Origin of the sequence: Streptomyces sp. NBC_00647 (assembly GCF_045207245.1) — a bacterium.
In the GTDB taxonomy this organism is placed as follows: Bacteria; Actinomycetota; Actinomycetes; order Streptomycetales; family Streptomycetaceae; genus Streptomyces.
Genome location: NZ_CP109040.1, coordinates 249,986 through 268,961, shown reverse-complemented (window position 1 = coordinate 268,961; position 18,976 = coordinate 249,986). Strand labels below are relative to the sequence as shown.

Here is an 18,976-nt window from a genome sequence, read left to right as displayed (position 1 = left end):
TCCTAGTTTTCGAAGCGATCGGGACCCTCAAGCCCATGGGTCAGAGGCTGACTGGGTTGACTCCTCCTTCTCCTGAAGGAGGGGGATTCTTGGCTCACGTTGGCTGTGGACCGGCGGTCCGACGGCTCTTACGCGATGAGCGCCAGTCGGGTTGAGGCCAGCCCGGACGAGCATCACGCGGGCGGATTTCTTGTCCCTGAGGGACACCGCTCCGCACGCGGTGCACCCGTTAGTTCGTTGCGGGAGAGGCAGTGCGTGCTTGGTTCTCGCTCCGCACTGTGCGCAGTCCATCGTGGTGTGCGCGGGGTGGACAAGGTGCAGCTGAGGTGCGAAGGAATGGGTTCGTTCCGGAGTTCGGGCCTGAACCGGCATGCACCATCATGTGGATGTGATCACCATTCATCTGAAGTACGAGATCGACGCCGACAAGCTCGAGGACTTCGAGGAATACGGCCGCCGCTGGGTCGGGCTCGTCGACCGTTTCGGCGGGACGCACCACGGCTACTTCCTGCCGAGCGAGGGCGACAGCGACATCGCCTACGCGCTCTTCTCTTTTCCCAGTTTCGCCGCGTACGAGCAGTACCGCTCGGACAGCATGACCGACCCGGAGTGCCAGGAGGCCATCGAGCTGGCCCGCAGCACCCGCTGCATCAAGCGCTACGAGCGGCGCTTCCTGCGGCCGCTCGACGTCACCTCCTAGGCCGGAGCCGGGCCTGAACGACTGCCCCGCAGGCGGGCGTTGGACGGTGTGCAGGCGATGGACCGGGTTTTGAGGGCGGCTTCGGTGCCCGGCCCGGGGCGGTGCAGGTGCGGGCCGGGGGTTTCCTGGCCAGGTCCCATGGCGGCCCGCCTGCTCCGCCCCTGGCGGGAGGGCAAGCAAGGCCTTGCTGGGCGCCGGTGGGGCCCCTGTCCCGTGTTGCGCGGGACAGGGCCCTCTTGCCGTCCGGAATCCGGTGCGGGGCGCCGGCGTGCTCTGTGCTGCGGCGCCCCGCGCCGGCGTCAGGACCCCCGGATCAGTTCTTTGACCTCGGGCGGAATCTTGTTGCCGGAGTGGACGGCGACCAGGCGGGCGTCACCGGGGTCTTCTCCCACCGCGATGGCGATGCTGGGGTCGACTCCCTTGACTGCGTAGGCGGTCGTGGAGGTGGGCGTCTGGGCGTCGTCATCGTCATTGGGTGTGTCGTCGCAGGAGGGGAGGGTGGCGGGGCCGAGCTTGTCCCCGACGGTGAAATCGACGTTGGCCACGTCCGAGTACTCGTGGTTCTGGTAGTTGACCAGGAACACGCAGGACGACGCGGATGCGCCGTCGTCATTCGACGATGTGCAGGCGACGGACAGGGTCAGGACGGCCGCCGCCAGGAGCATCCCCACGGATCCTCTGCGGGACGGGAGTACGGCTTTCATCGGTCTGCCTCCTCTGGAGCGTCTGCCCCGGTTCAGTGGATGCTGCGGAGGCCGAGGACGTCACCCTTGCCGAGAGTCCTCCCCTTTGTCGTGCACCTGAACGAGGTGCCGTACATGGTGAGGTTGTCGTGGGCTCCGGTGATGTCCTTCAGTCCGAAGATGTGTCCGGCCTCATGAGTACCGACGCTGCGGATGTCGTATTTGTTCGAGCAGCTCGCGGTCGGCTTGTTCGTGAAGTCGTTGTCGTGCGTGTTGAAGCGGGTGTCGGCCTCGCGCAGGTCGTTCTTGACACCGGGCGTGGGCCAGGTCCACGAGCAGGTCGTGGCGACGGCGTCGTTCCTGAGTTTCCCGCGTCCCAGCGGGCCGGAGAGGGCGCGGGCCTGTCACCACTGCCGAGCCCTTTCACCGTTTGTCATGACGGAGTCTCGGACGCGCAGTTGGCCTTTGTGAGGGTGAAACCGGAGGGCCGTCGCCCGGCTGGGTGTCCCGCCGGGCGACCTGTGTCCGCCGCACCGGTCGGCGTCAATGACTCCACGGTCTTCGAGACGGTGAGGGACGCCGCGAGGGTGCGAAACCCTAGTGACTGGCGGGCCCGGACCGGGACCGGGCGCGGTCCCGGAACCACGCGGCCGCCCCCACCAGCACCGCCGCCCCCAGCCCGTACAGGGGCAGCCACAGAGTCGTCGTGGACGCCAGGCACTCGGCGACGGTCCGGCCGGCCCGGGTCTCCTGCGCGAACGCCAGGGCGGCACCGTCACTGCCGGCCAGGTTCCCCAGCGCGGCCTTCACCTGGAGGGCCTCGTACCTGCCCATCAACTCGCACCCGCTGCGCGTGCCCGGCATCGGGAACAGCCAGGCCCGGCGCTGCAGCAAGGGCGCCAGCGCGATCGCCACGCACAGGCCGACGACCAGCGCGTACGCGACCAGGCCGCGCATGTACGCCGAGCGGATGTCCGGTGTCCACTGTGCCCGTCGCTGGAAGGCGAGCAGCACGCGAGGAGTGTCACCCCGATGTACGTGGCGAACCACTGCCACGAGCCCTGGGCGAGCGCGAACGTCAGCACCGCGGCAAGTCCGATGCCGATGACCCCGGGAGCGGGAATGTCCTCGCCTGTCGCGGATGCCGGCCTCGGGGTCACACGGGGGCTGGGATCACTCACGGGCCTCTCCTGCGGGGGGAGGCATCAACGTCCCCCGGCGGAGAGCCGCGGCCCTGGACACCATGCCGTACGGGCCCACCGCCTCGCCCGGATGGCCCGCACCTGGCCGGCCGCGCGGGCCACCGGCGGCCGGCGCGCCTGGCCGTCGCACCGCGATGCTGTGCCGCTGGTGCGCAGGCGGGAGAGAGGTGTCCCCACCAAGAGCGTTCACCTTCAATGCATTGCAACGATCGAGAGAAGATCTGTTGCATTACCTCAAGGCTATTGCAACGATTAATCTGCATCTAGCTGCACTGATGTATCGAGTGCGCAATAAATCAGTTGTCAGATCAGTGAAGGCAACGTAGCGTTTCCGTCATAGGAAACAACGGATTGAAGGCCTCGGGGGCCGACGGACACGGGTTTCGCAAGCGAGCGACCAAGGGGGGTCGGATCATGGCGGCAGTAAAGAACCGGCAGCGGACGGCGCCCGGCGCCCTCACCGCCTTCGCCCGCTTCGTGCTCTGCGGCGGCGCGGTGGGGCTCGCCTCCAGCCTCGCGGTGGCGGCCCTCGCCACACGGATTCCCTGGGGCCTGGCCAACGCCCTGATCAGCACGCTCTCCACGCTCCTGGCCACCGAGCTGCACGCCCGCTTCTCCTTCGGCGCAGGCGTACGAGCGACCTGGCGCCAGCACGCACAGTCGGCCGGCTCCGCGGCCGCCGCGTTCGCGCTGACGTGCGCGGCCATGCTCGCCCTGCATCAACTGGTGGCGGCACCCGGCGCGATGCTCGAGCAGATCGTCTACCTGTCCGCCTCCGCCCTCGCCGGACTCGCACGGTTCGCGGTCCTGCGCCTCGTCGTCTTCGCACGGAACCGCTCGCAGAGCGCAGCCACCGACCCAACCACCCGGCCCGTGCACACGGCCGTGACCCAGACCGCGGCACCGGCCGGCCCAGCGATCCTCTGCCGCGCCGCCTGACCGCATCGCAGGACGCCGCGCCGCCCGGCCCATCGGCCGGCGCGGCCGGGGCTTGCGGCGCGCAGGCAGGGCCGGTGACGGAACATCAAAAGCCGCTGCCGCCGGGCCGCCCCACCCCGGGCATCCGCCGAGCAGGTCCGGGGTCACCGCCGAGCGGCCGGATGCCGGCGGCGCTGAAGCAGGTCTGCCGCGGCCGGAGGTGCGCGAGGGTCTGCCTCGGCGACGTGCCGCAGTTTGTCGAGACCGACGATGTCCGGCGCTTCTTCGCTGTTAGCGTCGCGTCATGTCCAAGATCGAGATAGACGCCGTGACCGCCGAGTTCTTCGGTGCCTTTGACAACCGGGGCGGCAAGGCTGCCGACGTGGGCCGCATCCGGCGGCTGGTTCTTCCCGGTGGCGTGATCGTCATGACCGGCCCGCAGTTCACGGTCTACACCGTGGAGGAGTTCATCGAGCCTCGCCGGCGGCTGCTGACCGACGGTCGGCTGGTCGAATTCTCCGAGTGGGAGACCTCTGAACGGACGGAGATCGCGGGCGACATCGCCTCGCGGTTCGGTGAGTACCGCAAGTCCGGGATCCTGGACGGTGAGCCGTTCGAGGGCGGCGGGACCAAGACCATCCAGTTCGTCCGCACCTCAGAGGGCTGGCGGATCGCGGCGTTTGCCTGGTACGACCAGCCCTGACCACAGAGGCGGTCCGGCTGCGGCCTGTTGACCCCTCGACACGGCCGCCGGCCATCCGTGAGGGCGACGCGGTCGGGCACTGTCCCGGCCGGATCCACGGGTGAAGTGGCGCTGCGACAACCACGGGTGAAGTGGCGCTGCGATGCCACCGCCGAGGTGCCATCACTGAGCCGGTGTCAGTGTTGCGGTTTCAGTGGGCATGGCCTGAGGACTCCTAACAAAAGTGGTGGACTTGACCTGGTCAGAGGTCGGTGTCGTGCACGAGGCCGCCGAGTATCGGGACGTAGTCAGCCGTGTAATCGCACGCGATAAACCCGGCGACGTCGGCGGTCATCCCCGGGATACTGGTCGCCCATGGATGAGGTCAAAGTCGTCGTCGCCCATTCCGAGCGCGCGACTCTGCGCGTCGGTGACGTGTTCCTGAAGGTGGACGCCGATCAGGCGCGCATCGACGCCGAGGTCGAGGCGATGTCCCTCGTGCCGGTCCCGACCCCGGAGGTCCTGTGGCGCAAGCCGTCCGTGCTCGCGTTGGCGGCACTCCCGGGGACGACGCTCGGGCACTTCGGCGGGCCGTCGACCGGGTCGCCGACGGCGTGGGCCGCGGCGGGTGCCGCCATCCGGAAGCTGCACGACGCGCCGCTGCCGCCCCGGCCCGGCCGGAGCATCGTCGCGCTGGCGGCGGAACTCGACGACGAGTGCGAGTTGCTCGTGACGAACGGCCTCCTGCCCGCCGACCTGGTCACCCGCAACCGCCAGGTCGCCGAGGCCGCGCTCAGGCCGTGGACTCCGGCGTTCACGCACGGCGACCTGCAGATCGCGCACGTCTTCGTCGACGGCGACGAGGTCACGGGCATCATCGACTGGTCCGAGGCGGGCCAGGGTGATGCCCTGTACGACCTCGCCACCTTCACCCTCGGACACGAGGAGCACCTCGACGACGTCATCGCCGGCTACGGCACCGACATCGACCTCGACGTGATCCACGCGTGGTGGTCGTTGCGAAGCCTGCTGGTGGTTCGCTGGCTGATCGAGCACGGCTTCGACCCGTTCGCGCCGGGCTGTGAGGTCGACGTACTGAGATCCCGTATGTGAGGCTGCGCGGGCCCGACTGCTACTTCGACCGGCTCAGCTGTGCCTGCACGCCGTAGTGGTCGGACAGGTAGGCCTGGCGGCCGTCGCCCAGTGTCACCTTGTCCTGGAACACGAAGTCGGCGCCCCCGGTCAGCGTCTCCCCGGCTGCGGCCCGGACCAGTACGTGGTCCAGGGCCGGGGGCGAGGGCCATCGAGGTGTGGGCCGGTAGGTCGGACGGGTGTCGCCGGCGAGGACGTCGCGCAGCCCCGCTGCGGCGACGAAGTCGGCGAGTACCGCCGAGTCGCGCGGGACGTTCAGGTCACCGACGACGGCGACGGGCAGGGACGGGCCGATGGCCGCGATCAGCGTGGTGAGCCGGGCCAGCTCGGCACCTGCGATCCGCGTGTACCGGTTCGCGGGGGACCAGTCGTCGTCGCGGTTGGCCGACAGGTGGGTGTTCACGACCACCAGTTCACCGTCCGGGGTGGCGACGGACGCCACCTGGGCACCCTTGCGCATGAGGAGTTCGCCGCGCACCGGGCCCGTCACCGGGTACCGCACGAACCGCCATCGGCTGATCGGCCACCGGGACAGCAGCACCAGGCCGCCCTTGAGCAGGACCGTGCCCGAGTAGGCGACGTGCCGGTATGCGGGAGCGGCACGGCGGATCAGCCGGGCGTTGCGGCGGAACATGACCTCCTGCAGGCAGACGATGTCGTAGTCGGACCCATCGAGCGCCGCGCCGAGGGCACGCAGCCGAGCCGGGACATCGCCGGTGAAGAGGGTGTTCATGGTCAGCAGCCGCACGGCCTTCACGGACTTGTCACCTTCCGTCCGGTGGCCTGCCGGGCCGTGCGGAGAGTCGCTCACGGCGCTGATCGTACTGTCGCCCCTGCCGCCGAAGGGCCCGAAGCCGTGGATGGACACTGCCGCGAGAGAAGGGTCGGTGGCATACGGTCCCGGGCCCGTGACCGCGGCGTAGGCACACTCGTCGGCGTCACTCCACAGGACACGACCGGGTCGGGAACGACCGGGGACCACCGATGACCTCCCCACCGGCCCGGCACCCGAACCAGCACCCCGCCCCGGCGGGGCCCCGGCAGCCAGGACGAGCTGTGCGCACTGTCGGCTCCGCGCCGGCTCATCGGGTGCGCCTCGCGACAACATCTCCTGCACCGACTCTTGCCGCCTCTCCTGCGCGAGGATCGCCCACATCACGGAGTCCGTGCAGGTCACCTCCCCCGCGCGGGCGTGGTCCGGGTTCTGACATCCCCGTTGCGGGTGCTCTTGGCCCATGTCTCTGGCTGCAGCCGAGGAGAGGGAGGGCTGGATGGGCGGCGCGGACGCCCCGTGGTTCGGGGTGCGGTGCCCGCCATGACAAGCTGTGCTTTCCACTGCCCGGCCCCAGGAGGTCACCATGGCTACAGAGTCTCCATCGCCTGAAGAGCCGGTTGACGGCGAGAACCCTCCCCTCTCGCCCGACGAAGACGCCCAGGACGACTTGAAGCGCAAGTTCCGGGAGGCTCTGGCGCGCAAGCGTGGCATGCAGGCGGACGCCGCCCTCACTGCGAGCACCAACACGTCGAAGGTCCACGGCGCGCACGGCCCGGCCGCGAGTCAGCGGTCGTTCCGTCGAAAGAGCGGTGGCTGAGTCCCATAACGGCCCCAGGACGGGACTCGGCAGAGTCAGGGAGCCATCGGCTCCAGCCCCCGGGTGCTGATGTTCCTGTTCGGCAACAAGGACGGACTCGTGCGGGCACTGCTGAATCGGGCCCGCACTGATGAGCTGGAGATTCTGGTGCCGCTCCGCCAGGCCGATCGCCCCGTCGGCCTGGCGGAGCGGCCGAGCAGGTGTGGACCTGGCTCGCCGCCGAGAGCACCGTCCGCTGCTACGACTGTGGACCGAGGCGTACACCCGCTCGCTCGTCGAGCCCGAAGGACCCTGGGGCGGGTTCGCCAGAGCCACCTGGACGACTGGCTCGACGTCCTGGCCGCCTGCCGGCCGAAGCCGGAACGAGACTCCAGCGCAAGACCACACCTGCCGTGGCAGGATCCACCGCGCGGATGCCGCTCGGCCAGCAGCACGGCGTCGTACAGATCCTTGCCCTGCGCGTGCATGTCGTTGATCAGCCACATCAACTTCCAGGCCAGGGACAGTTCAGGCGTGGCCGCCTGTACGATCGTGCCGCCCGGGGCGCTTCGGGCAGCCGCTCGTTGAATACGAAGTCGAGCTGCACATGGCCGCCCGGCAGTCCGGCCAGGAGTTGGGTCAGTCCCAGCTGCCGGGCCTGGGCGATGCCGGCGCAACTACCCGGCCGAACCGGGCTGCAGAACACGACGCGCCCCTCGGCGTCCGTGAGGATCATGGACTTCACCGCGTTCTGCTTGGTCTTCCCGGAGACGAATTTCCCCCGGTCCTTGCGGCATGCCGCCGGGCGGCGCACCCCGATCTCCGTGCCGTCGACGATCCCGGTCCGACCGTCGGGTGCCCAGGTACTCGACGACCTCGGCGAGAGGACGCAGCCGGACGTCCGGCGCATCCCGCTGCCCGAGCAGAGGCCGCACCTCGCCGATGGCGCGCGATGGTGGAGCGGTCCACACCGAACCAGCAGGCCAGCACGTCATGAATAGTGCCATGCCGCAGACTCGCCAATGTGGCCAGCAGCCGGTCGACGAAGACGAACCTGCGCTTCGCCCCGGCTCCCGCAGCCCGTCGCCGCGGCCGAGTCGTCAGGCGTGCCTGATGCTGTTCGTGCCACAACGGTCCTACCTCAGCCACGAGTTCAACGATCACCGTCGGCGGCAGTCCCGGACTCGGTACTCCGCCACGATCAACTCACCTTAGTCGGCGGTCAGGGGCGGGTCAGACGCCTGGGGCTTGCGGTAGCAGTACAGGAAGCGTGCAGTTGTCTGGCGAACCGGGGATGCCGCCTCCGTTGCCGGGGGTGCTGCCGGGGCGAACCAGTTCGAGCGGCTCCGCGAGTACCAGACGGCGCCGCAACTGATCATCGGGTCCTGGTGGTCAAGGACTCGGTAGCCGATTGACCCGGGGTTGTGGGTGAACGTGAGTTGATATCGCTGTACCCCTACAAGAAGCCCGGGCTCTGCGTTCGAGAAATCCAATTAGTGGACCAAATGGGGCTATTTCGGCGCGCCGCTGTTTAGTTTCTGGCCAATTTTGACTACATTTAGATACGTGGAAGAACGCAAATTCTCATTGCGTCGATATAGGCCCCATTACGGAAGGGGGCAATGGGAACTCAGAGAGGTACTCCGCTCCCGAGTTGCGGAAATGCGTGTTCTCGTTTCCACTCGAGTGGATCCGGATGGTGATCCTGAGGCGCAATCGCGGATTAAGGATGCGGCACTAAACGAGTTGGAAAAGGCCGATGCGGCACTCGATCATATCATCCATGATCGGCGAATTTCTGGGTCGAACTTGGCCGTCGCGCAGGCGCATCTTGACATGGCGCACTCCCTAATGCTGCGCTTGGCGCCATTGGATTTGGTTAGAGCGCTGTTGCCTGGATTGGTTTCTGTCGTTCGTGAACATCTCTGTGTCACGGACCTCCGAAGGTCTCAAGTCGAAGAGATCGAACAGGACGTTGAAGCGGGTAAAGCACTGGATGGCAGGCAGCGCGAGCTGCTCATTGATGCAGTAGGTGTCGCCCGCCAGGAACTGCTTCGTGAGAATCTTCGGGTGCGTAGCTTCGTCGGAATCGTGTACGGCGTGTTCACTGCCCTCACTCTTATCGCAGTCGTTGTCGCGGTGCTGGGAGCTCTATTCCCTACCGTGGTGCCTCTCTGTTTTGGCCCTATGGACGTCGGAATTGTATGCCCTACGGGGGATGATTCGGTCCCTGGCTTCAAACCTGGGGACAAGGACCTGGATGCTGCCTATGCCGAGGTTGCGAAGTCGAGGGACTACCTCGTCATCGAACTCGCCGGGATGGGGGCCGCTGCGGTTGCTGCCGCTGTGACGCTTAGACGGATCAGAGGAACCGCGACTCCATATAACGTGCCGGTAGCTCTTGCGCTTCTCAAGTTGCCGACCGGTGCGCTGACTGCCGTACTCGGACTAATTCTGATGCGGGGGGCATTCGTCCCTGGTCTGTCGGCCCTCGATTCATCTGCACAAATTATTGGGTGGGCGATTATTTTCGGCTACGCGCAGCAGATCTTCACAAGACTCGTCGACCGACAAGGGCAGGCTCTGCTTGATGCCGTCGGGGGCCCCGACCCTGCTGCAGTCGCTGTCAGTTCCTGATTCAGGTAGTGGCAGCCCACTGACCGCATCGCTTGGCCGCCAGGGTTGTTCATCAACGTGAAGCCGTCTCTGGCCGGCGGAGTCATGGGGCAGGGTGTGCCTCCTGCTCGGCGCGCTGTCTGTTTTTGGGTCAAATCGGTGCCGCATGGCTGCATCAGTATCTCGGTAGGTCTTGCACTCAGTAGTCTGATTCCCACTCCGTATGAGTGACTCCCGCCGCACCGCATTTCTCGCACTTCATTGACGAGTACCAGCGGATGCGCCCTCTTGGCCAAAATTCATCAGCCGTACGTCGATCTTGTCCGTGGTCAACAACTAGCCAACAATGAACCACGTCGGGCGCGTCCCGGTTATCTCCGGGCTGGCAAGTAGCCTTCGCTAGCCTGTCCCTCATGTCCCTCATGTCCCTCATGTCCCTCCTGGCCGTGTCGGCCGCATTCTTTCTTGCTCTCTTCTTGCTTTTGAATGCCGACCATTCTTCTGGAACTTCCCTCCCTACCGCTACGGCCCATAGTGCCTTCACGAAAAATCCTAGCAACAGGGCAGCCGCGACAAACAGTAGAAAGAATGTCAATCCCATCCATAGGGAGTTTGCATTTAGGTCACTTGACTCTGACTCGAAATCCAGTGACTTAGTCGCCAGAATATACCACCCGCCCCCAAGGAAGGGTATTGAGAGCATCGCGCACCCGAACTGCGGGATTCGAGTTCTCCGTGTCATTTGACCGCCAAGCGAATCGCCGAATTTGCCGGTTGTGACAATTAACGCCATGCGTATCAGTCAGCGAGTCTGAATGATTCTGCCGCAATGTTCGCACGGGTCGTTATGGCCGTCGCGAACCCATGTCTCGCGCCTGCAATGCGGGCACGTGACCTTGATGTTCTGTCCGTAGTTAAACATTAGGAAACGCTCATTTCTTGATTGCGTCATCGGCAGAGTTTCGGAAGCGCTGCCATTTCCCTTATGAGTGCGAGTCGCCTCCTGCTCACCCATCAAGTTGATGTCGATTCTGCAACTAGGGGTCGCGGAGGCGCCATACGTCATACGGCCCATTTCACCCCTGCGCCTGATTCATTTGTTCGATGCCACTTGAGCGGTGGTTGGGGCGGTACGGCGGCGGGGGCCGCTTCTCGAGCAGTAGGTGCTGGCGCACGTGACCTGGAGCGTGTCCTACCGTTCAAGCGGGCCGGATCTGATCATTCGTAGGATCAGGGAAGCCCAGGGGTTCTGGGTATGGCTGTGAGCGTGTCGCCGTCTGATGGCTCAAGAGACTTGGCCGCCCGGAGCCCCGCGACGACTCGACCGCTAATTGGGATACGCGACTTGATCGCTTCGTAGGACAGCGCCGGCGAGGTCGTCTGCTGGGAGTCACGCAACGACGAGCTGGCGGAGGTGACCGTGCCCCAGATATGGGCCGGAGTGGACATCGGCAAGGAACACCACCACTGCGTGGTGATCGACGCCCAGGGAAACCGGCTCCTGTCGCGCCGCGTCCTGAACGACGAGACGGTCCTGCTGGAGCTGATCGCCGACGTGCTCGCACTGTCCGAGGACGTCCTGTGGGCGGTGGACATCAACCACGGCGGCGCGGCCCTGCTGATCGGACTGCTGCTCGATCACGGCCAGCCGATGGCCTACCTCACCGGCCTGGCGGTGCACCAGGCATCCGCCGGCTACCGGGGCCAGGGGAAAACGGACGCAAAGGACGCCTTCGTCATCGCTGATCAGGCCCGGATGCGCAACGACCTCGGCCGCCTGCGGCCCGGCGACGAGATCGCGGTCGACCTGCGCACCCTGACCCGACGCCGCACCGACCTGGTCTGCGACCGCACCCGCCAGATCAACCGCCTGCGAGCCCAACTCCTGGAGGTGTTCCCGGCGTTGGAGCGAACCCTGACAGTGACAAACAGGGGCCCGGTCATACTCCTGACCGCTTACCAGACCCCGGCCGCGATCCGCCGCAGCGGCGTCAAGCGCATCGAGACCTGGCTCAGGAACCGCAGGGTCAGAAACGCCGCGGCCATCGCCGCCACCGCTGTCGAGGCAGCTGTTGGGCAGCAGGCGTCCCTGCCCGGCGAGAAGCTGGCCGCCGCCATGGTGGCCCGCCTCGCGAAGGGGATCATCACCCTCGACGAGGAGATCGCTGAGCTCGACGCCCTCATCAAGGCCCGCTTCCGCGAGCACCCGCACGCTGAGATCATCCGCAGCATGCCCGGCATGGGCACCCTGCTCGGCGCCGAGTTCATCGCCGCGACGGGTGGCGACATGGACGCGTTCGGCACTCCGGACCGCCTGGCTGGCTTCGCCGGCCTGGCCCCGGTCCCACGGGACTCTGGACGCGTCAGCGGCAACATGCGCCGTCCCCACCGTTACCACCGCGGCCTCCTACGGGCCTTCTACCTCTCCTCCATGGCCAGCATCAAGTCGTGCCCCGCGTCGAGGGCCTATTACCAGCGCAAGCGCCACGAGGGGAAGGGCCACAAGCAAGCCGTACTCGCCCTGGCCCGCCGACGGGCCAACGTTCTCTGGGCGATGATCCGTGACGGAGCGTTCTATCAACCGGCACCATCAGTCACTCTGGCGGCTTGACTTCCTCATTGGGAAGTCTCTTTGGTCAACTGGTCAGTTGATTGGACGTGTCCATCTGGTTAGTGGTCACTGATGCGATGTGGGAGCGGATCAAGCCGCTGATGCCGGCCGATCCGGGGGCGGCGCTGGGCCGACCACCGTCGCACCCTAGAGGCCATCGCGTGGCAGTACCGCACCTGTTCGCCGTGGCGGGACCTGCCGGACGAGCTCGGCTCCTTCCAGACGGCGCACAAACGCCTGATCAGGTGGGTTGTGGACGGTACTTGGGATCAGATCCTGGCCGCGTCCAGGCCACGGCCGACGACGGACCTGGGCGCATCCCGGTGGGACGGGGGTGTCGTTCCAGGTCTCGCAGGACGAGATCTCCTACTCCGCCCCGGGCGACACCCCCATGGCGGCCGTCAACCCGAAGGAGGGCGCCTCGCTGGCCGACAAGAAGGACTACCGGCGCGCAGTCGAGTGCCTGGGCGACGTCTACCGTGCCGACTTCAATCCGCTCACCTCCACCAAGCCGGTGCGCTTGTCCGCCCTCGGCCAGCAGGCTGCCTCCGCCGCCAAGAACATCGAGACGCTCTGCCTCGTGGTCAAGGACGAGGCGACCGCCGACCGCGTCGCGGCCAAGCTGCGTTCGGTCGTCCGCGCCAAGTCGGCGAAGTTCGACGGCACGAAGGTGACCATCGAGAAGGGCGACCAGCCCGTGGTGCGTGCGGTCGTCCCGGACGCTGCCACACAGCGGCCGGGCCGACTGATGATCTCCGACGTGGACCCGCGGATGGCCGTCACAGACCTCTGAGCCGTTGCTGGACCGGAGCATGCAGAGTTGACGGGATCCCACCCGCGACTATCGATCGCCGTGTTGTGGGAATGCGCAGATCTCAGACTCGCTCGTGGGACCGTGAGGAGCGGAGCGGCCTGTCGACATCCCCCGAACGACGGGGCGCCGCCTGAAATCGCAGGAACGGGAATCAGGACCGCAGGCCCGAAGCCTGCGCAGCAGTGCTGGCGTGTCCGGGAGTGGACACCGAGACTGATGCGCCGTGCCTGCTAGTATTGATCTTGAGCTGACCGGCGGAAGCCGCGCCGGTTTGGTGATGCGTTGGTGGTCCAAGGAAAGACGTCCCGCTTCCTGCGGGGAGATGCAGGTGCAAGGCCTGCCCGGCGCTCTGCGAAGACCCTGTCCCGTTCTGCGGGGCAGGGTCTTTTTTCGTCTCCGGTGCGCGGACGGGGCTGGCGTGCGCTGATGTCGGGCTGTTACTCACTTTCGAGTGATGGCCGGATGCCCGGTGGGATGGCGTTGCCCGGCGGGTGTGGTCCTGCAGCCAGTTGCCGCAACGACGAGACCTGTGGCGTGCGTCAACTTCGCGCCTACGCGGCATAGACGGGGGATGCAGGTGAACGTCACCGTGATCCGGATGGTCGGTAACACGGCATGCGTCTCGTTCACATACCGACGAATGGGGTTGTGCCCGCATGAGGAACAGTGCCCGTTCGCCATCGCGGAAGAACCTGGAGCGGATCGAGCAGGGTTGCAGGCTGGTACGGCGGGAGAACATCGCACCGCTGCCTGCCGGCCCGCCTCAACTGGCAAGGCCGCGGCTGGACTTGTAGGCGCAGTCGGCGGTGCCTCGTGGTCCTTCACTGCGCGGAGTCCTGGGGCGGCTTCGATGCAGGCACCTATCGGAGGCCGTGTGGAGATCGCTGGAGCAGGGAGCCTCTGCAGCGGAGCAGGTATGGCGCACTGATTGCTTGTGGCGGGTGTGGATGCGTTCGTGACGGAGGTTGGCCAGTTGGTGGCGGAGAGTGGTTCGGCGTGGGGTGAATCGCTTGTGCTGGAAGGCTTTCTGCCTGATGCTCAACTCCAGGTGGCTGTTGTGTATTGGGCTGTGGGCTGTATCGCGGCGTGCGAGGTTGCAGGCGTAGGTATGGCGTGCTGCCGGATGGCGTTGTGGCAGGAGGATGGGTGTGCCGCTGAATGATCCGGCTTTGCAACGGCGCAGGCTGCGGGAGCAGTTACGGCGCTTACGGGAGTCGAAGCACCTGACGCAGAAAGCCGTTGCCGAGCAGCTGGAATGGTCGCATTCGAAGATCATCCGAATCGAGTCGGGAACGGTGGGGATCTCGATCACGGATCTCCGGGCTCTGCTGGCGCTGTACGACGTGACGGACGCGGCGCAGGTCGACACGATGGTGTCGATGGCGCGGGCGGCGAAGGAACGCCCGTGGTGGGATGCGTACAAGAACATGGCACCACAGGCATTCGTGGTGTCCATCGCGTATGAGAACGCCGCGTCGGTGATCCGGAACTTTGAGCCCGACCTGGTGCCCGGTCTGCTCCAGACGGAGGAGTACGCGCGCGAGGTTCTGCAGTGGACCTCGCCGCCCGAGCAGGCGGGGCCTCGGGCGGATCTGCGCCTGGAGCGGCAGGAGCGGCTCTTCCGGCCGGACGGGCCGGAGATGCACTTCATCATCGATGAGGCGGCGCTTGCGCGGACGGTGGGCCGTCCGGCGGTGATGCGGCGCCAGCTGAACCGGCTGAAGGAACTGGCCGACCACCCGAAGATCACCCTTCGGGTGGTCCCGTTCCAGCTGGGCCTGTATCGCTATTTCACAACCTCGTACGTGATCTTCGAGTTCGCCGAACCGGACGAGGACATGGCGTTGTATCTCGAGACGCAGGCGCGACACAGTGACGCCATCATCGTGGAGGGACGGGATTCAGTCTCCGAGGATTCCGTCGCCCACTATCTGGAGAATTTCTACGAGCTGGAGATCAAGGTACCGGCCACGGACGCCGTCGCACTGATCGAAGCGAACACGGAGCGGCTGACGCACCGGACGGCACCGCCCGCGTCGGACGGAAGCCCCGTCGGCTCGGCTGTGCCTTCTCCGGACGGTGTTCACGCCAGTACCAGCGCCGGGGACCGAGTGGAAGACGTGCCGAGAGTCGAAAAATAGCGGGAAACCAGGCCGGCGCGCGATGCGGATGCTTACCGCAGTCCATTGAGGAATGCCTGCCAGGAATGGTCGGGGAAGGTCAGGACGGAGCCTGCTGGGACTTTCGAATCCCGCACGTGCAGAACATCGGAACTGGCTGCAACCTCAACGCAGTTCCCCCCTCCGCTTGCGCTGCTCTTCAGCCAGGTCAGGGGAGGGCTGGGAATCTTGTCCATCAGGAAGCTCCGGAGCAGAAAAAGTGGGCATGACATGCGGGGCGCACCGGATATAGCGATGCGCGTGGCAAAGATTACATCAGTCACAGGCGGGCAGCTGCCTGAGCCGAAACAAGGGTGTGTCCCCAGGTCGGAGGCCGGTCGGCGGGCGGGTATGCACCGTGCGGCCGCCAAGGGAATGCGTCCAACGGTTGACGGGTGAGCAGGTGCCAGTTCGCTTTATGCCAGGTGGCTGCCTGATGCTGTGCCAGCCGCATGGCGGACGGCAATGTGGCATCGGCCGACTATGCCGTTGGTGCATGGCGCTGAGCATGGCGGCTGACAGAAAGAAGCCATCTGCCACTTGGCAGATGGCCCTACGGTGCCGATACTGGAGTAGAAGGTATCCACGCCCCTTGTTGACAGACAGGGGCATCCCCTTTGCGGCGGCTACCGTAAAGGATTTGGGCGGGTTTGCACTGAATAATCCATTCAGTGCAGGCCCGTTTCCTATTGCGCCAGACAAAGACCCCCTTGGCACGCCTCCTTTCGTCATGCAAAAATTACCGAGAGAGATGTCTGGTCTTTACAAAGAGAAGGCATACGTCTCTCGGTCCAGGAGGGAGGTGGAAGTGTACAAGGAGATCGGCAAAGTCGTTATGGACGCGCTGCAGAGTTGGGCCAAGACGATGCGCCTGTGTGTGATTCTCTCCGCGGTAGCCGCCGCGGGAACCGTGGCACTTCTGGTCATGTAGTGAACTGTCTTTCTTCATGAGGCAGTGGATACCTGTGAGGTGGAGGCCCCCGTTTCTCTTTGGACGGTCTCCACCTCCGCCTGCGCCAGCATTGGCTTGTCCCAGCCCGCGCATTGCGCTGCTCGCTGAACCGCAGCACCCTCGCCGCCCGCGCCGACACCCGCTCCGTTTCACCTTCGACGTTCTCCAAGCTGTTCTCGCCACCGTCCAACACCGTCTTCGGGCTCCTGTTCGCCCGTCGGGCGGCTGTTACGCAGGCGAGGGTCGGCGAGGGCTTCGATCGTGTCGGGACCGAAGGTGAGGGTGGGATGATCCTGTTCTCTCCGGTACGCCTTGCGACGCCACGTCTACCGGATCTCCGGTGACCGACGAGGAAGACGAAGGATCGATGACGCTGAACGTGGGCCAACGGGTGCGACTGGCGACGGATCTCCGGTTGGCCGGGTCGGTGACCCCGGATGGGGAGTCCCCGCAGGAGACGGGTGCCTTCGCCGCCTCTCTGGCCCTGGCAGCAGGCATCGAGGGCACCGTCGAGCGTGTGGACGAGCATCACCGGCAGCAGAGCCACGAGGTCCGTGAGTACCTGCGCCTCAAGTCGCTCCTCGACGACTTCGGCCACCAGATGCCGTCGGCGAGCAGAAAGCAACTGGAGGAGCAGGTAGGGGCCTTGGAAGATCAGTGGGTCGCCTACCAGCGACAGATGCTCCGCGTCACGGTCCGCGTCCGGCTCGACAACGGATTCGTCCTCGACGACGTCCCCGAGGAGGCTTTCGCCTCCGCCTGACACACGTTTCCCAGAGCGCCGGCCACCTTCAAGTGTCCCTGATTCAATTGCTCATGGAGGACACGTTCTTTCCAGGCCACGCGCGATTACCGGGCCGCCATCGACCACGCCGCCACCAACAATCAGCTGCCCCACGCTGTCACCGCCGCCTACGCCGGGCCCGAGCAGCTCGCGGATGCGATCGTTCAGGCCCCGGCTTCCTGCGGTGGGTCATCGAATCCGTCCACGATGAGGAGGGCCGACGCCGCGGCGCAGACCAGCCCGTCCCCACCGCGGTCACCCTCCCGGACTGGGCCCGCCGACCAACTCACCACCCTCCTGGCCGAGGACGACGAATAGCCCGGCGGCGTCGGCAGTAACCCCCGATCGCACGCTTTCCCGGCGGGACCTTGGGGCTGCGGTTGTCGTCCGTACGGTCCGCTCCCGGAGCTGGGGCACTGTTGCCCCCGGACGCGTGCCACCGGGACACCGGCCGAAGACTCCGGAGGACCCGCTGGCGCGGTCCCTTCCGAAGGTTCGCTGCTGGGAAGCGGGCGGTACGGGAGCGGTTCACCGCCGCTCTGTGCAGGGGCAGTTGAGGCACCAGGCGGGGGGCCAGCGGAGGGCTACCCAGCGGAGGGCTACCCAGCGGGCCGGGTGGCCGCCGCGTGTTGTGGCACGCTTGCTGGCCGCTCTGAGCGTCGCAGTTGGCCGGCTTAACGAGCCCCTGCTGGTCAGCAGTTGATAGGAGGGTTACCGGAAGCGACGCGGCAGTAGTCCGACCCGAGTCCGCCGTCGACGGTGCCGGCGTTCGGGCCGACGGAGATGAAGTCGCCGTCGGCTCCGCCGAGGATCTTGCCGGTCGCCGTGGTACCGGCGTTGGCCGTGATGGAGTCGCCACCGGCTCCGCCGTCGACGGTGCCGGCAACGATGCCGTTGATGACGATGTAGTCGCTGCCGCCCAGGCCGTTGACGCTGTCGCCCAAGGTGAGGGCGCCGCAGCTGATGTAGTCGGAGCCGGCAGTACCGCTGACGGTCGTACCGGACACGGGGCGGCCGTTGACCGTACAGGACGTCAGGGCTTGTGCAGGCGTTGCGGTCAGGGCGAGGGGAGCGGCCACGAGGGTGGCGGCGCAGAGCGCACGTATCGCATGTCTGATCATGCAATGAGTGGCTCATGACGATTTCATGATCGCAATGCTGCACCAACGGTGGCGCCACCGTTCGGGGCAGTCCGCCGCCTGGACGGCCCATCAACGCTCCCTGTGCCCCAGACGACGGTGCCGAGACCGACGAGCATTGCCCATCCCGCTGCTCCCGGTCGGGCACTTGACCAGGACCGCCGGCCCGTACTTCTCCTGCCTTGAGCAGGCACCCGTGATGCGCCCGCTTCATTGGCCGCACGGGCCGCGGCGCAGGAGGGTACCTGAGAGGGTGTCGAGGGCGTCCCTCCTGAGCTGGGCATCCTTCGACAACCGGACAGCAGTGTGATGCCGAGGCAGATGTGGAGGATCTTCAGGAGACGCAGGATCGCGGTCGCATGGGCGTAGGCATGGCTTGGTGGCGGTTGCGGGTCAGGCTCGCCACCGGGGTGAGGGATCTGCTGGTCTTCGGAGAGGGCGCAGTGGCTGCCGTCGTCCTGGCCGCCGCCCATCGCGATGCCGACGCGGCGGGCGGCTGGATGCGGATGGCGGCCCTGAGCCAGCCGGTCCGACGGGTCGTCGAAATCGTCGGCCTCGACACGATCATCACCTGCTGCCCCACCCTCGCCCAAGCCCTCAAACCCTGACCCGGCGGACACAGCGGTCCAGCGACCCAGTACCTCGCAGTCAGCTTCGCCGGCCCGGCCCGTCGGAGCGCCGGGGCCGACTCGCCGCGTGAACGGGACGGGGGCAGGCTGGAGGCGTGAGCCGCGCGCCGATCGTCGTGCACCGGCCCTCGCGTACGGGCGGTCGGAGAGTGAGCGTGCACCGCCACGGACGCGACGAGATCCTGGGCACCGCGTACAGCGACCTCGATCTCGTCGTCTTCCTCGAAGCCGCCGGCATCGCCGATCCCGAGGCTGTCCTGGACGACCCTCAATGACGCGGAAGCGCCTCGCTGATCCGATGCGTACTGGGTCTGCCGCCGTGGCGCCAGCGGTCGACCTCTGCGGCGCATGGCACCCGGGGGAA

18 protein-coding genes and 3 pseudogenes are annotated in these 18,976 nt (G+C 66.4%); 14 read left to right on the top strand and 7 right to left on the bottom strand.

From position 1 onward, the window contains the following. Positions 1 to 27 precede the first annotated feature (27 nt). Positions 28 to 321: pseudogene (locus tag OG788_RS01310) on the bottom strand (zinc ribbon domain-containing protein); the annotation flags it as partial. A gap of 67 nt (positions 322 to 388) precedes the next feature. Here OG788_RS01310 and OG788_RS01305 point away from each other — a divergent pair. Further along, positions 389 to 700: an NIPSNAP family protein gene (locus tag OG788_RS01305; protein WP_406368557.1), complete on the top strand. Its 312-nt coding sequence runs from the start codon at positions 389 to 391 to the stop codon at positions 698 to 700. Positions 701 to 999: 299 nt separating this feature from the next. Here the strand turns inward: OG788_RS01305 and OG788_RS01300 are convergent, their stop codons facing one another. Then, the gene (locus tag OG788_RS01300; RefSeq protein ID WP_406368556.1) at positions 1,000 to 1,404 is read right to left on the bottom strand and encodes a DUF6281 family protein; all 405 of its coding nucleotides are present in this window, start codon (positions 1,402 to 1,404) and stop codon (positions 1,000 to 1,002) included. Between the two features lie 576 nt (positions 1,405 to 1,980). Next, the gene (locus tag OG788_RS01295) at positions 1,981 to 2,397 is read right to left on the bottom strand and encodes a hypothetical protein (protein WP_406368554.1); all 417 of its coding nucleotides are present in this window, start codon (positions 2,395 to 2,397) and stop codon (positions 1,981 to 1,983) included. 602 nt (positions 2,398 to 2,999) lie between these two features. Here OG788_RS01295 and OG788_RS01290 point away from each other — a divergent pair. From OG788_RS01290 to OG788_RS01280, 3 genes are all read left to right on the top strand, one after another. Continuing rightward, the gene (locus OG788_RS01290; RefSeq protein ID WP_406368552.1) at positions 3,000 to 3,524 is read left to right on the top strand and encodes a hypothetical protein; all 525 of its coding nucleotides are present in this window, start codon (positions 3,000 to 3,002) and stop codon (positions 3,522 to 3,524) included. A 283-nt stretch (positions 3,525 to 3,807) separates the two neighbouring features. Next, on the top strand, positions 3,808 to 4,206 hold the full coding sequence (locus tag OG788_RS01285; RefSeq protein ID WP_406368551.1) for a DUF4440 domain-containing protein: 399 nt from the start codon (positions 3,808 to 3,810) through the stop codon (positions 4,204 to 4,206). 354 nt (positions 4,207 to 4,560) lie between these two features. Continuing rightward, the gene (locus tag OG788_RS01280) at positions 4,561 to 5,298 is read left to right on the top strand and encodes a phosphotransferase (RefSeq protein ID WP_406368549.1); all 738 of its coding nucleotides are present in this window, start codon (positions 4,561 to 4,563) and stop codon (positions 5,296 to 5,298) included. A gap of 19 nt (positions 5,299 to 5,317) precedes the next feature. Here OG788_RS01280 and OG788_RS01275 read toward each other — a convergent pair whose 3' ends face one another. After that, complete coding sequence (locus tag OG788_RS01275) at positions 5,318 to 6,148, bottom strand: endonuclease/exonuclease/phosphatase family protein (RefSeq protein ID WP_406368547.1); 831 nt, start codon at positions 6,146 to 6,148, stop codon at positions 5,318 to 5,320. A 547-nt stretch (positions 6,149 to 6,695) separates the two neighbouring features. On the opposite strand from OG788_RS01275, the gene OG788_RS01270 reads away from it, so the two are divergent. Next, positions 6,696 to 6,929, top strand: coding sequence for a DUF5302 domain-containing protein (locus OG788_RS01270; RefSeq protein WP_406368545.1), 234 nt, complete (start codon positions 6,696 to 6,698; stop codon positions 6,927 to 6,929). A 410-nt stretch (positions 6,930 to 7,339) separates the two neighbouring features. Here OG788_RS01270 and OG788_RS01265 read toward each other — a convergent pair. Continuing rightward, a pseudogene (locus OG788_RS01265) lies at positions 7,340 to 8,084 on the bottom strand (transposase family protein); the annotation flags it as partial. 390 nt (positions 8,085 to 8,474) lie between these two features. On the opposite strand from OG788_RS01265, the gene OG788_RS01260 reads away from it, so the two are divergent. The 5 genes and pseudogenes from OG788_RS01260 (at position 8,475) to OG788_RS01240 (ending at position 15,090) form a co-directional block, all read left to right on the top strand. Continuing rightward, on the top strand, positions 8,475 to 9,545 hold the full coding sequence (locus OG788_RS01260) for a hypothetical protein (protein ID WP_406368544.1): 1,071 nt from the start codon (positions 8,475 to 8,477) through the stop codon (positions 9,543 to 9,545). A 1,393-nt stretch (positions 9,546 to 10,938) separates the two neighbouring features. Beyond that, the gene (locus tag OG788_RS01255) at positions 10,939 to 12,135 is read left to right on the top strand and encodes an IS110 family transposase (RefSeq protein ID WP_406368542.1); all 1,197 of its coding nucleotides are present in this window, start codon (positions 10,939 to 10,941) and stop codon (positions 12,133 to 12,135) included. 47 nt (positions 12,136 to 12,182) lie between these two features. Further along, positions 12,183 to 12,420: pseudogene (locus tag OG788_RS01250) on the top strand (transposase); the annotation flags it as partial. 49 nt (positions 12,421 to 12,469) lie between these two features. Continuing rightward, entirely contained in the window at positions 12,470 to 12,928 is a 459-nt protein-coding gene (locus tag OG788_RS01245) for a hypothetical protein (protein ID WP_406368541.1), read from the top strand. 1,169 nt (positions 12,929 to 14,097) lie between these two features. Further along, positions 14,098 to 15,090 (top strand): helix-turn-helix domain-containing protein, encoded by a 993-nt coding sequence (locus OG788_RS01240; RefSeq protein ID WP_406368539.1) that lies wholly within the window; start codon positions 14,098 to 14,100, stop codon positions 15,088 to 15,090. A 32-nt stretch (positions 15,091 to 15,122) separates the two neighbouring features. On the opposite strand, the gene OG788_RS01235 is transcribed toward OG788_RS01240, so the two are convergent. Then, entirely contained in the window at positions 15,123 to 15,305 is a 183-nt protein-coding gene (locus OG788_RS01235) for a DUF397 domain-containing protein (RefSeq protein WP_356756567.1), read from the bottom strand. Positions 15,306 to 15,916: 611 nt separating this feature from the next. Here OG788_RS01235 and OG788_RS01230 point away from each other — a divergent pair. Next, on the top strand, positions 15,917 to 16,039 hold the full coding sequence (locus tag OG788_RS01230; RefSeq protein WP_351556743.1) for a hypothetical protein: 123 nt from the start codon (positions 15,917 to 15,919) through the stop codon (positions 16,037 to 16,039). A 361-nt stretch (positions 16,040 to 16,400) separates the two neighbouring features. Next, entirely contained in the window at positions 16,401 to 16,823 is a 423-nt protein-coding gene (locus OG788_RS01225; RefSeq protein WP_406368537.1) for a hypothetical protein, read from the top strand. Positions 16,824 to 17,536: 713 nt separating this feature from the next. On the opposite strand, the gene OG788_RS01220 is transcribed toward OG788_RS01225, so the two are convergent. Further along, a complete protein-coding gene (locus tag OG788_RS01220) occupies positions 17,537 to 17,965 on the bottom strand; it encodes a hypothetical protein (RefSeq protein WP_406368536.1) in 429 nt (142 codons plus the stop codon). Between the two features lie 377 nt (positions 17,966 to 18,342). Here OG788_RS01220 and OG788_RS01215 point away from each other — a divergent pair, with 377 nt between their 5' ends. Further along, on the top strand, positions 18,343 to 18,591 hold the full coding sequence (locus OG788_RS01215) for a hypothetical protein (protein WP_406368535.1): 249 nt from the start codon (positions 18,343 to 18,345) through the stop codon (positions 18,589 to 18,591). A gap of 116 nt (positions 18,592 to 18,707) precedes the next feature. Next, complete coding sequence (locus tag OG788_RS01210; protein WP_406368534.1) at positions 18,708 to 18,887, top strand: hypothetical protein; 180 nt, start codon at positions 18,708 to 18,710, stop codon at positions 18,885 to 18,887. The last annotated feature ends 89 nt before the right edge of the window (positions 18,888 to 18,976 follow it).

What these genes read in the sequence shown, in the direction of transcription:
- OG788_RS01270 (WP_406368545.1), top strand. Translation starts at nt 6,696, where the DNA reads ATGGCTACAGAGTCTCCATCGCCTGAAGAGCCGGTTGACGGCGAGAAC.
- OG788_RS01290 (WP_406368552.1), top strand. Translation starts at nt 3,000, where the DNA reads ATGGCGGCAGTAAAGAACCGGCAGCGGACGGCGCCCGGCGCCCTCACC.
- OG788_RS01300 (WP_406368556.1), bottom strand. Translation starts at nt 1,404, where the DNA reads ATGAAAGCCGTACTCCCGTCCCGCAGAGGATCCGTGGGGATGCTCCTG.
- OG788_RS01220 (WP_406368536.1), bottom strand. Translation starts at nt 17,965, where the DNA reads ATGATCAGACATGCGATACGTGCGCTCTGCGCCGCCACCCTCGTGGCC.
- OG788_RS01280 (WP_406368549.1), top strand. Translation starts at nt 4,561, where the DNA reads ATGGATGAGGTCAAAGTCGTCGTCGCCCATTCCGAGCGCGCGACTCTG.
- OG788_RS01235 (WP_356756567.1), bottom strand. Translation starts at nt 15,305, where the DNA reads ATGGACAAGATTCCCAGCCCTCCCCTGACCTGGCTGAAGAGCAGCGCA.
- OG788_RS01215 (WP_406368535.1), top strand. Translation starts at nt 18,343, where the DNA reads ATGGGCGTAGGCATGGCTTGGTGGCGGTTGCGGGTCAGGCTCGCCACC.
- OG788_RS01285 (WP_406368551.1), top strand. Translation starts at nt 3,808, where the DNA reads ATGTCCAAGATCGAGATAGACGCCGTGACCGCCGAGTTCTTCGGTGCC.